The 12,459-nt window shown below is 63.4% G+C and carries 12 protein-coding genes, 1 tRNA gene and 1 pseudogene; 7 read left to right on the top strand and 7 right to left on the bottom strand.

All coding sequences use genetic code 11. The features are described 5' to 3' along the window. The first annotated feature begins 173 nt into the window (after positions 1 to 173). Positions 174 to 1,265, top strand: a complete 1,092-nt coding sequence (locus tag AB3L03_RS21915) for an enolase C-terminal domain-like protein (protein WP_085350815.1) — start codon at positions 174 to 176, stop codon at positions 1,263 to 1,265. A 68-nt stretch (positions 1,266 to 1,333) separates the two neighbouring features. Here the strand turns inward: AB3L03_RS21915 and AB3L03_RS21910 are convergent, their stop codons facing one another. The 3 genes from AB3L03_RS21910 to AB3L03_RS21900 form a co-directional block, all read right to left on the bottom strand. Beyond that, positions 1,334 to 1,756 (bottom strand): RidA family protein, encoded by a 423-nt coding sequence (locus AB3L03_RS21910; RefSeq protein ID WP_085361225.1) that lies wholly within the window; start codon positions 1,754 to 1,756, stop codon positions 1,334 to 1,336. A gap of 395 nt (positions 1,757 to 2,151) precedes the next feature. Then, positions 2,152 to 2,412, bottom strand: coding sequence for a hypothetical protein (locus AB3L03_RS21905; RefSeq protein ID WP_018453352.1), 261 nt, complete (start codon positions 2,410 to 2,412; stop codon positions 2,152 to 2,154). Then, entirely contained in the window at positions 2,409 to 2,894 is a 486-nt protein-coding gene (locus AB3L03_RS21900; protein ID WP_018453351.1) for an L-2-amino-thiazoline-4-carboxylic acid hydrolase, read from the bottom strand. Before AB3L03_RS21900 ends, AB3L03_RS21905 begins: the two co-directional genes overlap by 4 nt. 216 nt (positions 2,895 to 3,110) lie before the next feature. Between AB3L03_RS21900 and AB3L03_RS21895 the strand changes: the two genes are divergently transcribed. Beyond that, the gene (locus AB3L03_RS21895) at positions 3,111 to 3,635 is read left to right on the top strand and encodes a nuclear transport factor 2 family protein (protein ID WP_204512440.1); all 525 of its coding nucleotides are present in this window, start codon (positions 3,111 to 3,113) and stop codon (positions 3,633 to 3,635) included. A gap of 188 nt (positions 3,636 to 3,823) precedes the next feature. On the opposite strand, the gene AB3L03_RS21890 is transcribed toward AB3L03_RS21895, so the two are convergent. Both AB3L03_RS21890 and cpdR read right to left on the bottom strand, forming a co-directional pair. Beyond that, positions 3,824 to 3,898, bottom strand: a tRNA-Val gene (locus AB3L03_RS21890). A 74-nt stretch (positions 3,899 to 3,972) separates the two neighbouring features. Continuing rightward, positions 3,973 to 4,332, bottom strand: coding sequence for a cell cycle two-component system response regulator CpdR (gene cpdR / locus AB3L03_RS21885; protein WP_007597092.1), 360 nt, complete (start codon positions 4,330 to 4,332; stop codon positions 3,973 to 3,975). Positions 4,333 to 4,695: 363 nt separating this feature from the next. Here cpdR and AB3L03_RS21880 point away from each other — a divergent pair, with 363 nt between their 5' ends. The 3 genes from AB3L03_RS21880 to AB3L03_RS21870 all read left to right on the top strand — a co-directional run bounded on the left by AB3L03_RS21880 (position 4,696) and on the right by AB3L03_RS21870 (position 7,889). Continuing rightward, positions 4,696 to 5,586, top strand: coding sequence for an N-formylglutamate amidohydrolase (locus AB3L03_RS21880; protein ID WP_018453348.1), 891 nt, complete (start codon positions 4,696 to 4,698; stop codon positions 5,584 to 5,586). Positions 5,587 to 6,123: 537 nt separating this feature from the next. After that, positions 6,124 to 6,906 carry a histidinol-phosphatase gene (hisN, locus tag AB3L03_RS21875; RefSeq protein WP_018453346.1) on the top strand — a complete coding sequence of 261 codons (783 nt, stop codon included), beginning with the start codon at positions 6,124 to 6,126 and terminating at the stop codon, positions 6,904 to 6,906. A 17-nt stretch (positions 6,907 to 6,923) separates the two neighbouring features. Continuing rightward, entirely contained in the window at positions 6,924 to 7,889 is a 966-nt protein-coding gene (locus tag AB3L03_RS21870) for a Bug family tripartite tricarboxylate transporter substrate binding protein (RefSeq protein WP_368507024.1), read from the top strand. Between the two features lie 8 nt (positions 7,890 to 7,897). Here the strand turns inward: AB3L03_RS21870 and AB3L03_RS21865 are convergent, their stop codons facing one another. After that, positions 7,898 to 8,788 carry a LysR substrate-binding domain-containing protein gene (locus AB3L03_RS21865; protein ID WP_368507023.1) on the bottom strand — a complete coding sequence of 297 codons (891 nt, stop codon included), beginning with the start codon at positions 8,786 to 8,788 and terminating at the stop codon, positions 7,898 to 7,900. Between the two features lie 88 nt (positions 8,789 to 8,876). Here AB3L03_RS21865 and AB3L03_RS21860 point away from each other — a divergent pair. Then, positions 8,877 to 9,628 (top strand): annotated as a pseudogene (locus AB3L03_RS21860) (sulfite exporter TauE/SafE family protein). Positions 9,629 to 9,634: 6 nt separating this feature from the next. Here AB3L03_RS21860 and AB3L03_RS21855 read toward each other — a convergent pair. Then, entirely contained in the window at positions 9,635 to 10,267 is a 633-nt protein-coding gene (locus AB3L03_RS21855; RefSeq protein ID WP_368507022.1) for a LysE family translocator, read from the bottom strand. A 245-nt stretch (positions 10,268 to 10,512) separates the two neighbouring features. On the opposite strand from AB3L03_RS21855, the gene AB3L03_RS21850 reads away from it, so the two are divergent. Then, entirely contained in the window at positions 10,513 to 12,309 is a 1,797-nt protein-coding gene (locus AB3L03_RS21850) for an adenylate/guanylate cyclase domain-containing protein (RefSeq protein ID WP_162496403.1), read from the top strand. The last annotated feature ends 150 nt before the right edge of the window (positions 12,310 to 12,459 follow it).

Genomic DNA, 12,459 nt, shown 5'->3' with positions numbered 1-12,459 from the left:
GGCTCCGTGATGAGCGTTCTTGTCTCGAACTCGGGGGATTTGCGGAACAGAGCCAATAAACGCGCTCCCGCGCAACCCCATTTTATGGTGGTCGCGCCAAGCGGCTTTTCGTTTCATGGCGAATGTTTAAGATCGGCATTAATCTGCATTCACTCCGCCAGGAGATCCACCAAATGACCGAGACCATCTGCATCAAGCGCTTCAATGCGCGCTCCGTCATCGTGCCGATGAACCTCCCGCTCCAGACCTCGACCGGGGCTGTCGCAAAGGCACCGCTGGTGCTGATCGACTGCGAGACCGACCAGGGCGTCCAGGGGCACGCCTATCTGTTCTCGATCACGCCATCGGCCTTGAAGCCGTTGACGGCGATGGTCGCGGAAATGTCGGAGCTGCTTGCGGGCGACGAGCTGCTACCGTTCGAGATCGAGCGCAAGCTGACCCAGCGCTTCACCCTGCTGGGGCTCGCCGGCCTGCAGCGGCTGGCACAATCCGGCATCGACATGGCGGCATGGGACGCACTGGCGCGCGCACGCGGCCTGCCGCTAGCGCGGCTGCTCGGCGGCGCGCCGAGACCGGTCAGGGCCTACAATTCGAAGGGGCTCGGCATCATGCCGGCGGGTGCCGCGGTGGAGGAAGCCCACAAGCTGCTGGCCGAGGGCTTTCAGGCCGCAAAGATCCGCGTCGGCCGTCCCGATGCACGGGAAGACCTGAAGGTGGTGCGCGCGGTGCGCAAGGCCGTCGGCGACGACGTGACCTTGATGTGCGACTATAACCAGGCGCTGACGGCCACCGAGGCGATCCGCCGTGGCGAGATGCTCGACGATGAGGGCCTGACCTGGATCGAGGAGCCGATCCGTCACGACGATTATGAGGGTAACGCCCGCATCGCGGATGCGCTGCGCACGCCGGTCCAGATCGGCGAGAATTTCGACAGCGCCTTCGCGATGCAGACCGCGCTCTCAGCGGAAGCCTGCGACTACGTGATGCCCGACGTGCAGCGCATCGGCGGCGTCACCGGCTGGCTGCGCGCCGCCGCGCTGGCGCATGCCGCCGGGATCGAGATGTCGACGCATCTGTTCTCGGAAGTCAGCGCGCATCTTTTGTGCGTGACGCCGACCGCGCATTGGCTCGAATATGTCGACTGGGCCGACGCAGTGCTTTCAACGCGGCTGATCATCAAGGACGGCTTTGCCCTGCCGAACGAGGAGCCCGGCAACGGGATCGCGTGGGACGAGGCTGCGGTGAAGAAGTATCTGGTCGAATAGACCGCGTGTCGTCGCGACGTATCGAAGTGCGAACGTCGAAGCTGACGATCAGCGAACGGCATGCCTTCCTACGACCGAACAGCGGCAATCATACTCAGCTCGACCGGTGCACCCCGCGGCAACTCGGCGACGCCGACAGATGTACGCGTGTGACGACCGCGATCGCCTAGGCGCTCGATCAACCGGTCGGAAGCGCCGTTCATGACTTGCGATTGCTGAGTGAATCCAGGGGCCGAGGCGATGTATCCAACGAGCTGCAAGACGTGGACGATCTTGTCCTCTCCACCTGTTGCGTGATTGATGGCCGAAATGCAGAGATCTGCGCAGAGGGCTGCCGCCCCCTGTGCGGCGGCGACATCGACACCTGCGCCGACCTTGCCTGAGTACAGCAGCTCTTCGCCGCGACGCGGCAACTGACCACTGACATACGCAATTCCACTATGGATGATGACGGGCAAGTAGTTGCCGCCTGGTTTGTTCACGCTGCTCATCTCGATAACCTGCCTTCATTTCTCGCTGGCGTGGGTGGGCGGACAATGGCAGGCGGGGAGTCGCGGATCAAGCTGCGCATTGCACCGAGGTGGTGCACGATAACGATCCCTCATGACCACATGGCGCCTTCATTCGCACATCCGCGTCGTCGCGATCGGCGGCGAGGATCGAGTTCGGCGAGAGCTGGCAGGCCGCGCTGGTGCGTAAGTTCCACGAGGAGCTCGGTATCGGAATCTCCATCGTGAAGGCGATGAGCTGAACACGTTGCTGCTTCCACATCGTCATTGCGAGCGCGGCCAAGCAATCCAGAATCCCTCCGCGGAAACAGTCTGGATTGCTTCGTTGCGCTCGCAATGACGGAGTGTGAGACAGCAGCGCTGCATGACTAGCTACGCTACCAAACCTCCGCGCCGGGAATCTTCCTGCGCACCGCGATGCGCTGGATCCAGATGCAGCGGCGGATGGATCTGTTGGAGCGGCCGACGGCCGAGATGCCCTCGCCGGCCTGAAGCAGCGGCGCCACGCTTTCGCGCAATGCGCGGCAGCGCTGCAGTTCGGCCTGCCAGTCGATGACCGCAGCAGCGGCGCGCGACGACATCAGCGCCAGCACCATCAGGGCAACATAGCTCGCCCGCATCACCCGCATTCCCTTCATTTTGATCCGCGCTCGTCGCGCCAGTAGCGGAAATCGCAATGGGACGCGCCTTGCATGATGGTTTGCGTGCGCGTGAGCCTGACGTCGGCGCCAAATCCATCAGCGGTCGCGAAGTCGGCGGTGCAGACCAGCAGGAAACCGAGCTCCGGCTCGCCCAGCGCCTTGTAGAACTCGGCATAGGCGCATCGCGTCACGTCGAACGCAAAGGCGTCCTGGGTCTGCTCGATGATGTCATAGGCGAGCGCGTCGTCTCGGGCATAGGTCTTGAACGCCGACGCGACGGCCTTGCCGAGATCGGCTTCGTTGTTCGTGCTGTTCTTTGCCTTCCAGAATTCCTCGCCGAAGCCGCGATAGAGGTCGCCAAGCGCCTTGCGCACCAATGCATTGGCGCGCGCCTCGCCGAGTTCGGCCTGCAACGCCTTAACCAGGGGCACCAGCACCTGCGCCTGGATCTTTGCCTGCTCGATGACGGACACGCTCATGGGCAACCTTCATCCGGGTTACTTCACACCACAAGACGATAACTCAACTCGCTGCTCGCGGCGAGGGTTTGCTTGCCTGGTCCCGTGGCATCCGGAAGTCTACGTTTCCGTGATGTCGGGGTCATCGCCGATCGTGCAATCCTGAAAACATCGACCTGGCCACAATGGTATGACGCTCACCATTCAAATTCCGCCGGCAAATGACCAGAGGTGACCATGATCCGACCCAAAATGCCTTCAGGCAATTTCACGCCACGAGTGTTTTCACGGCGCCCTCAAGTTGCGGCGTTTGCCGCAGCGCTGTTTCTCGCCGCAACGTTCTGGCCGGCCGGAGGCGCGCAGGCTGCCGCAAATGATGCCGAAGCACGAACCATCTTCGAGAAATTCATCGCGGCGCAGAATGCGCATGATGCGGACGCCATGAAGGCCATGCTCCTGAATTCACCCGGAACGCTGTTGTTTGCCAGAAACATCGAGACGCGCGGTCGCGATGAGGTCGCCGAACGCTTCAAGACCTATTACGAGGGCACCTGGCACCTCGAACCCGACATGTCGAAATTCCGCGTTGCCGTGATCTCGAACGAGATCATGCAGATCCTCGTGCCGATCGTCTTTACGCGCGGCCTTCCGGGCAAGCCGCCACAACAAAATACGTTTCTGATCAGCCAGACCTACGTTCAGGATGCGGACGGCTGGCACGTCGCCTCCATCCTTCCGGTCGCGAATACGGAACTGAAATAGGGGATTTAGTGGCTGTGTGTCGGCGCAGGAGGCTGCCGCTCCAGTCCGTGTCCGCTCTTCGAGCTACGCCGGACACGCTTCGCCAAAATGAGATTGGTGGCTTCCGAGCCGAAGCTCGCGGCGGCAGCCCGCCTGCGCCCGTTGGGCTTCGGCGTGGCATCCTTCACTCGGCTATCGCGAGCGAAGGATGGTGGGCGCGACAGGGATCGAACCTGTGACCCCTACCATGTCAAGGTAGTGCTCTCCCGCTGAGCTACGCGCCCTAGATGTCGTCTAGATCGGGTCGGGTCCCTATAACGGCTCACGGGAGCCGGTGCAAGGACGGAAGGGGCCCGATTTAGGCCGCCAGCATCTTGTTCACTTCGCTGACCAATTCTCTCAAATGCACGGGCTTGGACAGCACCTTGGCGTTCTTGGGCGCATCCGAATCGGAGTTCAGGGCGACCGCGGCGAAGCCCGTGATGAACATGATCTTGATGTCGGGGTCGAGTTCCGAGGCCCGGCGGGCGAGCTCGATGCCGTCCATCTCCGGCATCACGATGTCGGTGAGCAGCATCTCGAACGGCTCTTCCCGCAGCCGCTGATAGGCGGCCATGCCGTTATCGTGGGACGAGACCTGAAAACCGGCGTTTTCCAGCGCCTTGACCAGGAAACGGCGCATGTCGTTGTCGTCTTCGGCGAGCAGGATCTTTGGCATGGCGGAAATGTCAGATCCCCAGAGGATATCAGCGGAGGTCACTAAGCCCGACGGAGGGTAAATTTGGGGTGAAAATCTTTACCCTCCGCAGCTCGCGCTGCCGGACTCTTGTGAACCGGAATACGGCACGAAGCAATCGAGCCGTACCTGCCGGTCCCCACCTCGCTGCCCGCAGGGTTAAGACATGTTCCAGCGCAGATCTCATCTTTTCGCTTGGCAGGATGGTTGCGATTCCGGACAATGACGACACATAAGAGCCGCCCGATCGGCCGAATCAATGCGCCAAGGGCGAAGCCTGATACCGAGAGGCGGAGCCTGATTGCCAAGGGCGAAGCCTGACACCAAGGGACGAAGCCTGAGAAGATGACCCGGTTTGACGGCGACAAGTCGCCAGCCTTCGAGATCGTTGAGCCCGCGCAATGGCGCGCGCCGGTTATCTTCAACTCGCCCCATTCCGGCTCGACCTATCCGGACGAATTCCTCAGCGCCTCCAGGATCGACCTGCCGACGCTGCGGCGTTCCGAAGATTCCTTCATGGACGAGCTGATCGGCCATCTCAGCGAGCGCGGCTTTCCGACCGTGCGGGTCAACTTTCCGCGCTCCTATGTCGACGTCAACCGCGAGCCCTATGAGCTCGATCCCCGGATGTTCACCGGGCGCCTGCCGAGCTTTGCCAACACCCGCTCGATGCGGGTTGCCGGCGGACTTGGCACCATTCCGCGCGTGGTCGGCGACGGCCAGGAGATCTATCGCGAGCGCATCCTGGTCGACGACGCGCTGGGGCGGATCGAGACGCTGTACAAGCCGTATCATCGCGCGCTGCGCCGGCTGATCAACAAGGTGCACCAGATGTTCGGCACCGTCGTGCTGGTCGACTGCCATTCGATGCCCTCGGTCGGCGTCTCCCGCGACGAGCCGCGCCGGCCCGACATCGTCATCGGCGACCGCTACGGCACGAGCTGCACGCCGCTATTGCCCGACCGGGTCGAGGAGACCATGGCCGGCCTCGGCTATTCGATCGGCCGCAACAAGCCCTACGCCGGCGGCTTCATCACCGAGCATTACGGTAACCCGGCCAGTGGCCTGCATGCCGTGCAGCTCGAGCTCAACCGCGCAATCTACATGGACGAGCGGCGGCGCGAGCGCAGTCCGCGCTTTGCACAAGTGGCGTCGGACTTCGGCGTGCTCGCAGACGTGCTGGCGACCACGGTCCCGTTCGGCGATCTCGGCCCGTTCCAGGCCGCGGCTGAATAGGCGCGACGTTTTCTTCGAACAATTGTGTTGGGTGCGATCAGCGCGAATGCGTTTCGCGGCGAGCATCGAAATGAAAGCCGATGCCGAGAGAAAGCAGAGGCTGAAAGAAAAAAGGGCCGCTTCTAATGAAGAAGCGGCCCAAGTCTAGGGAGGAAACGCCCAAGGAGGGCAGCAGTAACGCGAGAAGCGCTACCGCACCGCAACAATATGCGGCCGCGACGCACAAAGTGCAAGGGCTTTCGACCGGTTTCCCATGCAATGAGGACATAGCTCGGTTGCTTCTAGAGAAACCCAGATTCAGTTCCTTTGATAAGGAAATTCAATGGGTTGATAGTCATTTGCATACGAACGAGGCAGATCCGGAACTAAGGTTTCAACTCAATGATCGATTTTTGGCCAGCCAAGTTCTTTGAAGGAGGGACGCATCCGGCATCCAAAATACCAGGGTGCAAAAGCAAGACAGCGCTGCACGATTCTTCCGATTTGAGCTAGGCAGGAGTGAGCTTCACCCGACTTTCGCTTTTTTGAGGATACGCCGTGACGGTGATCGATTTCTCCGCCTTCATCGGACGGCTCGCCACCGCCTCCGGCGAAACCATCCTACCGTTCTTCCGCACCTCGCTGTCGATCGAGGACAAGAGCAAGACCAAGGATTTCGACCCCGTGACCGAGGCCGATCGCGCCGCGGAGGCGGTGATGCGGCGTCTGATCAAGGCCAACTTTCCCCAGCACGGCATCGTCGGCGAGGAATTCGGCAACGAGCGCGAGGATTCGGATTATGTCTGGGTGCTCGACCCCATCGACGGCACCAAATCCTTCATCGGCGGCTTTCCGATCTGGGGCACGCTGATCGCGCTCCTGCACAAGGGCACGCCGGTCTACGGCATGATGCACCAGCCCTTCATCGGCGAACGCTTTTCCGGCGACAGCGGCTCGGCTCATTATAAAGGCCCGTCCGGCGAGCGCCGGCTCCAGGTCCGGCGCTGCGCCTTGCTGTCGGAGGCGACGACCTACACCACCAGCCCGCTGCTGATGAGCGAGCGCGACCGCGCCATCTTCGGCCGCATCGAAACGGGCGCGCGGCTGTCGCGCTATGGCGGCGACTGCTACTCCTATTGCATGCTGGCGGCAGGTCACGTCGATCTCGTGGTCGAGACCGAGCTGAAGCCTTACGACATCGCAGCCCTGATCCCGATCGTGACCGGTGCCGGCGGCGTCGTCACCACCTGGGAAGGCAAGCCGGCCCAGGGCGGCGGCCGCATCGTCGCGGCCGGCGACGCCAGGGTTCACGAAGAAGCACTGAAACTGCTCAACGGCTAGGCGATCTAGGAGCCTGCATGACCAACCGGCGTACGCTCCTTCTCGCGGCCTTGCTTCTTTTTCCGACGCTCGCCTCCGCCCAGAATTTCCCGGCCAAGCCGATCAAGCTGATCGTGCCGTTTCCGGCCGGCGGCCCCAACGATATCATCGCGCGGGTGATCGGCCAGCGCATGTCGCAACTGTCAGGGCAGCCGGTGCTGATCGACAATCGCGGCGGCCAGGGTGGCGTGCTCGGCACCGATGCTGTCTCCAAGGCTGCACCTGATGGCTACACCATCGCGATCTCCAGCGCCGGCGCGCTGGCGATCAGCCCGAGCATGGAAAGGGTCGCCTACGATACGCTCAACGACCTCACGCCCGTGACGTTGGTCGCAACCGTGCCGGAAATGTTGGTGGTCGCCACCAACGTCCCCGCAAAGGACATCGCGGAATTGATCGCGCTCGCCAAGGCGCAGCCGGGAAAACTCAACTTCGCCTCCTCCGGACCCGGCAGCCTGCCGCATCTTGCCGGTGAATTGTTCAAGCTGACGGCCAAGATCGACATCGTGCACGTGCCCTATCGCGGCGCGGCGCCCGCCGTGAACGATCTGCTGGGCCAGCAGGTGCAGATGACGTTCCTGGACCTCCCCGTGCTGCTGCCGCAGGTCAAGGCGGGCGCCCTGCGACCGATCGCGGTCGGCTCCGCCGAGCGTTCGCCGACGGCGCCTGACGTGCCGACCACCGCGGAAGCGGGCTTTGCGGATCTGCGCATCGAGAACTGGTACGGCATGGTCGCGCCGAAGGGCACGCCGAAGGAGATCGTCACCGCGCTACATGCCCTGGCCACGAAGGCGATGGCGGATCCGGCGGTGAAGGAAAAGCTCGCTGCCCAGGGCGCGACGCTGGTCGGCGATGAGCCGGAGCACTTTCGCAGCTTCATCGCGGACGAGACCAAGAAGTGGGCGAAGGTGATCAAGGACGCTGGCGTGGAGACCGCGAAGTAGCGCAGAACTCACACGGCCGCAGCCCGCAAATGCTCCACCAGCATCTTCGCCGGGCGCGGTAGTGTCTTGAAGCTTCGCGCGCAGATCACGAGTTTGCGGTTGGCCCAGCTATCGCGCAGGCGGACCATGGCGAGCGGCATCAGTTTTGCGCAGCGGCGGGCCGCGGCTTCGGGCACCAGCGCGACGCCGACATCGGCGGCGACCATCTGGCAGATCGCATCGAAGTCGCGCAAGCGTGCGCGGTAATGCGGCCGCATGCCGAGCCGGGCGGCGTGCTTTGAAATATGCACCTGAAGCGCGGTGGCGCTGGTGAGCCCGACGAAGTCGCAAGCGCCCGCCTCCTGGAAATCGATCGCGCGGCGGCCGGCGAACGGGCCGCGCCTAGACGTCACCAGCGTCAGGCGATCCTCGCTGAAGGCGAATCGCTCGATATGATCGGGCAGCGCGTGCTCGGCGGCGAAGCCGAGATCGGCCGCGCCCGCAGTGATCGCGGCCGCGATGTCGGTGCTCTCGCGCTCCTCGATGTCGATGGCAACGTCGCGATGCTCGCGCAGGAAGCCGGCGAGCGCCTTCGGCAGATGCTCCGAAAGCCCCGAGGTATTGGCGAGGAAGTGCACGCTGGCGCGCACGCCGCTGGCAAAGCCGGCGAGATCGCCGCGCATGGCGTCGATCTGGTGAATGACGAGACGGGCGTGATCGAGCAGGCTCTCGCCGGCCGAGGTCAACTCAACGCCGCGGCGCCCGCGCTTGAGCAGCGCGACGCCGAGCGCATCCTCCAGCCCCTTGATGCGCGCGCTGGCTGAGGCCAGCGCCAGATGCGACCGCTCCGCGCCGCGGGTGATGCTGCGCTGGTCGGCGACCGCGATGAACAGCTGGAGGTCGACGAGGTCGAAGCGCATCGGGGTCCCTTCAGCCTTCGTTCCAAACGAAGGCTTTCTCCGTAAGCTACAGATTGTGCCGGCGCGCTGCATCGGTCAATGTGCAGATATGATCGACCCGCTCCTCATTCTCATCGCCGCCGTTTTCCTGATCGCCGGATTCGTCAAGGGCGTGGTCGGGCTCGGCCTGCCGACGGTCTCCATGGGCCTGCTCGCGGTGAGCATGGCGCCGAGCCGCGCGATCGCCATCGTGATCGTCCCCGCCATCGTCACCAACATCTGGCAGACCTTCGTCGGCCCCCATTTGCGCGATATCCTGAGGCGGCTGTGGCCGCTGATGATCGGCACCGTGATCGGGTGCTGGCTCAATGCCGGCGCGCTCACCGGCCCGCATGCGCGCTACGGCACGATCGTGCTCGGCGTGCTCCTGGTCATCTACGCGATCATCGGGCTGAACAAATTCCAGTTTCATGTTGCGCCAAAGAACGAGAAATGGGTCGGCGGCGTGGTCGGCGTGGTCACCGGCGTGATCTCGGCCTCGACCGGCGTGCAGGTGATCCCCTCGATGCCGTTCATGCAGGCGATCGGCATGGAGAAGGACGAGCTGGTGCAGGCGCTCGGCGTGTTTTTCACGACAGCGACACTGGCGCTCGCCTTCAATCTCACCGCGGGGGATTGCTGACGCCGGCCAACGCGGTGCCGGGCGCCGTGGGCATGGCCTGCGCGTTTGCCGGCATGTATATCGGCCAAACGGTGCGGGCGCGGATGCCGGCGGAAGCGTTTCGCCGCTGGTTCCTGATCGCGATGATCCTGCTCGGCCTCTATCTCGCCGGCAGCGCGCTGCTGAAGGAATTCGCGTAAAGGACGTTACCGCGTCTCCAGCATGGCGACGCGGATGCCGAGATAGATGAAGAGGCCGCCGAGGGCACGGTTGACCCAGGCGACCGCGCCTTCGGAGCTCCGCAAGCGGTGGGCGGCCCTTGCCGCGAACGCCGCCAGCACCAGGCACCACAGCGTTCCCGTGCAGATGAAGATCAGGCCCAGCATCAGGAAGGCGAGCGGCTTGTGCGCCGAGTCCGCTGCGACGAATTGCGGCAGGAAGGCAAGGAAGAACAGCGCGACCTTGGGATTGAGCGCGTTGGTGAAGACGCCCTGGAGGAAAACCCGCCGCAGCGAGCTTTGCACAGGCGCGTCGATGACCGAGGCCAGTACCGGGCGCGACCACAGCATCTGAAGCCCGGTCACGACGAGATAGGCCGCTCCGACCAGCTTCAGGATCGAGAACGCGGTCGATGAGGCCATCAGCAGGGCCGAAAGGCCGATTGCCGCGCCCGCGACATGGAAAAAGCAGCCGCAACTGATGCCCAGCGCGGCCGCGGCGCCACCTCGCCAGCCCAGCTGCATGCTGCGGCCGATCACATAGACCGTATCAGGCCCCGGCGTGATGTTGAGCAGCACGCCCGACAGGACGAAGAGCCAGATTTCGTGAATGCCCAGCATGTGTGACGTGCCTCCGCCGCCCAACCGTAGCCCAAGAGGTCGGCTTAGTGCGTTCGCTCGTCCCCGTCCACTGCCGGATTGCCGAGGATTTACCTCGAATTTGCAATGCGGATCATACTTTCGCTCGGCCTCATCTGCTCTATAAGGAACGGGTTCTTTGAATGCGGGATTCGAGGCGACTGCCACGCCGTGGCCGGTCCTCGATCTCTTCCAAGTCTCTTGCAAGTCTCTTGGAGCTCCGGAATATGGAAAGACGTCTGGCTGCCATTGTCTGCGCCGATGTCGCCGGCTATTCGCGCATGATGGGCACCGATGAGGCCGGCACCCATGCCGCCTTCAAGGCCCATCGCAGCGCGATCCATCCCATCATCCTCAATCACGGCGGCCGCGTCGTCAAAAACACCGGCGACGGCTTCCTGCTGGAATTCCCCTCGATCGTCGGCGCCACCGAGGCCGCGATCGCGATGCAGACCCTGATGGCGGAGCGCAATCACCATCTGCCCGCCGATCGCGCCATGCAGTTCCGCCTCGGGATCCATATGGGTGACGTCATCGCCGACGAGGACGAGGTCTTCGGTGACGATGTCAACATTGCCGTTCGCCTCGAAGCCGTGGCGAGCCCCGGCGGCTTCGCCATCTCGGCCAAGGCCTACAAGGAGGCCAGCAAGCATCTCACCGTGCCGCTGGTCGATGCCGGCAACCACCGCTTCAAGAACATCAAGGATCCGATCGGGGTCTGGACCTGGACGCCTGAAGGTGCACCGGCGCTTGCGCCCGCGCTGAGGGAGGCATCCGCCCTCTCGCAGCAGTATCGCACCGCGATCGTCGGCGTGCTCCCTTTCGCCAATCTCAGCGACGCACAGGACGAGTATTTCTCCGACGGCCTGACCGAGGATCTGATCCACGCGCTGTCGCTGCAATCCTTCTATCGCGTGCTGAGCCGCAACTCGACGTTCGTGTTCAAGGGCAACAACGCCAGCACCCGCCTGATCGCGCGGGAGATCGACGCCACCTATCTGATCCAGGGTTCGGTGCGGCGTGCTGGAGCCAAGATCCGCGTGACCGCAGAGCTGATCGCGCCGGAGACCGGCGAGCAGCTCTGGACTGGCCGCTACGACCGCGACATCGGCGATCTCTTCGCGATGCAGGACGAGATCACCACCAACCTGTCCGCCGCCATCGCCACCGAGATCGTCCGGGCCGAAGCCTCGGCGCCGGCGCGGCTCTCGACCGACGTCACCGCCTGGGACCGCTTCCTCAAAGGACTGTCGCACTATTATCGGCAAACCAAGGAAGACCTGGCCATCGCCGTCGACCTGTTCCGGGAGGCCATCAGGCTCGAGCCCAAGCTGTCGATTGCGCACGCCTATCTCGCCACGATTCAGATCCAGAGCATCCAGTTCGGCTGGGTCAAGGGCACGCGCGAGATGTGGGCCGAGGCGATGAAGCTTGCCGAAACCAGCGTTCGGCTCGATCCGCGCTCGTCATTTGCGTTCTCGATCCTGTCCTGGACCCACGCGCTGGAGGGGCATTACGAGGCCGCGATGGACGCGGCCAAGCGCGCCGTCGCGCTCAACCCCTACGACAACGGCGCGCGCGGCGTGCTCGGCATCTGCCATTTCGTCATCGGCGAGCACCGCGAGGCGATCGAGCTGTTCTCGATGGCCGCACAGCGCGACAACAGCGATCCGCGCTACCAATGGGCCGCACTGAACGCCTTCAGCCATTATCTGCTGGGCCAATATGACGCGACCCTGTCATGGGCTCGAGAACAGCTCTACATCAACCCGAACCATTTGCAGGCGCTGGCAATCCGCGCCGCGGCGCTGGCGCAATTGGGGCGCGGCGACGAGGCGGTCGAGGCGACCCGCGTGCTCATGGCTAACTACCCGACTCTCAATGTCGACCGCCATTTGCGCAATTTCCACTGGAAGCGGCCCGAGGACCTCGCCCATTACCGCGCCGGACTCTTGAATGCGGGCGTGCCGCTCGGCAAACTGACCCTGGTTTCGAGCGACGTCAAACGCGTCGCCGAATCCTGAGAGCCAGCCGCGGCCACGCGGCAATGTCCCCTCCGCTTTTATTGACACGACAGTGAATTCAGCCACACTCGACTACACGCTGAAGTAGTATAACGTGTTGTCTGTTTGTCAGGACTTTCCGCGCTCTATCGCCGCGTCTGTATTTCACGA

It is taken from the genome of Bradyrhizobium lupini, assembly GCF_040939785.1.
In the GTDB taxonomy this organism is placed as follows: domain Bacteria; phylum Pseudomonadota; class Alphaproteobacteria; order Rhizobiales; family Xanthobacteraceae; genus Bradyrhizobium; species Bradyrhizobium canariense_D.
This window is presented reverse-complemented; position numbering and strand designations above follow the sequence as displayed.